This is a genomic window from Vibrio sp. Vb1755 (assembly GCF_033338635.1).
Classification (GTDB): domain Bacteria; phylum Pseudomonadota; class Gammaproteobacteria; order Enterobacterales; family Vibrionaceae; genus Vibrio; species Vibrio alginolyticus.
In genome coordinates, this window is record NZ_JAWOTA010000163.1 from 1 (window position 1) to 1363 (window position 1363).

Here is a 1363-nt window from a genome sequence, read left to right on the forward strand (position 1 = left end):
TGTCGCTGGAGAGCAATTTGTGCGTACCGACGACGATATCAACTTTGCCATCCGCAACATCTTGCAAAATCACTTTTTGCTCTTTGGCTGATTTAAAGCGAGAAAGCACCTCGACTCGGATTGGCAAGTTCGCGAAGCGGTCACGGAAGTTTTCAAAATGCTGCTGAGCAAGCAGGGTTGTTGGCACGAGTACGGCAACTTGTTTGCTGTTGTCCGTAGCAACAAAGGCCGCACGCATGGCAACTTCTGTTTTACCAAAGCCAACGTCACCACACACCAAACGATCCATGGCTTTTGCTTGGCACATATCGGAAAGCACCGCGTTGATTGCCATGGCTTGATCATCGGTTTCTTCAAACGGGAATGTTGCCTTGAAGGTCGCGTATTGGCCACGATCTAAGGCAAATTTAAAGCCCGGTTTTAGCTCACGCTTCGCGTATACATCAAGTAGCTCTGCTGCAACATCGCGTACTTTCTCAGCCGCTTTTCGACGTGCTTTCGACCACGCTTCTCCGCCAAGTTTGTGCAGAGGAGCCGTTTCTTCAGCTCCACCAGAGTAACGGCTGATCAAGTTTAGCGAGGAAACGGGAACATAAAGTTTGGCGTCGTTTTGATATTCAAGCGTCACATACTCGGTTTTCATTCCCCCCGCTTCAAGGGTTTGCAGACCAATGTAGCGACCGATACCGTGGTCTATATGAACAACAGGTTGGCCTGGTTTCAGCTCGGCAAGGTGGCGAATAACAGTGTCACTGTTGACGGCTTTTTTGTCTTTGCGACGGCGTTGAATTACGCGATCGCCAAGCAAGTCAGTTTCGCATATCAGCGCGAAATTCAGCTCGTCATGAATAAAGCCGTGTTCTGCTGAACCAAGAATCAACGTGAAACGGTGGTCTGACTCCAAAGCGTGATACAGCGATTCTTGCACCACTGGGCGAACTTTGATGCCTTGCAGAAGCTCAGTCAGGGCTTCGCGTCGACCTTCTGATTCCACTGAAAAGATGATTTTGCCCGTAAATTGTTCGCTGAATTGGCGCAGACGAGACAATGGCTCTTTGTTTTGCTGTTGAACGCCAAGTTCTGCCAGTGTTTGTACCGCTAAGTTTTGGCGGCCAGCACGTTTCACTACTTTCTCTAGGCTGAGCTGTGCCTGAGGAAGTTGTTTGAAGTGTGCAAACAATTCGTCTTTCTTGAGCCACAAATCATGTGGGGCAAGAAGTGGACGCAGAGGATCAATTTTCTTTTGATCGTAGCGATACTCGACGTCATTTAAGAATGTGTCGACAGCTGCTTCAATGTCGCCGTATGTGATCAGCTGCGAATCTTCAGGTAAGTAGTCGAACAGGGTTTCGGTATGGTCGAA

General features: G+C 48.8%; 1 protein-coding gene. It reads right to left on the reverse strand.

Annotation, left to right across the window (positions count from 1 at the left end; all coding sequences use genetic code 11):
- On the reverse strand, positions 1–1363 hold a 1363-nt coding region (locus R7E00_RS23530; RefSeq protein WP_318124644.1), incomplete at both ends, for a CarD family transcriptional regulator.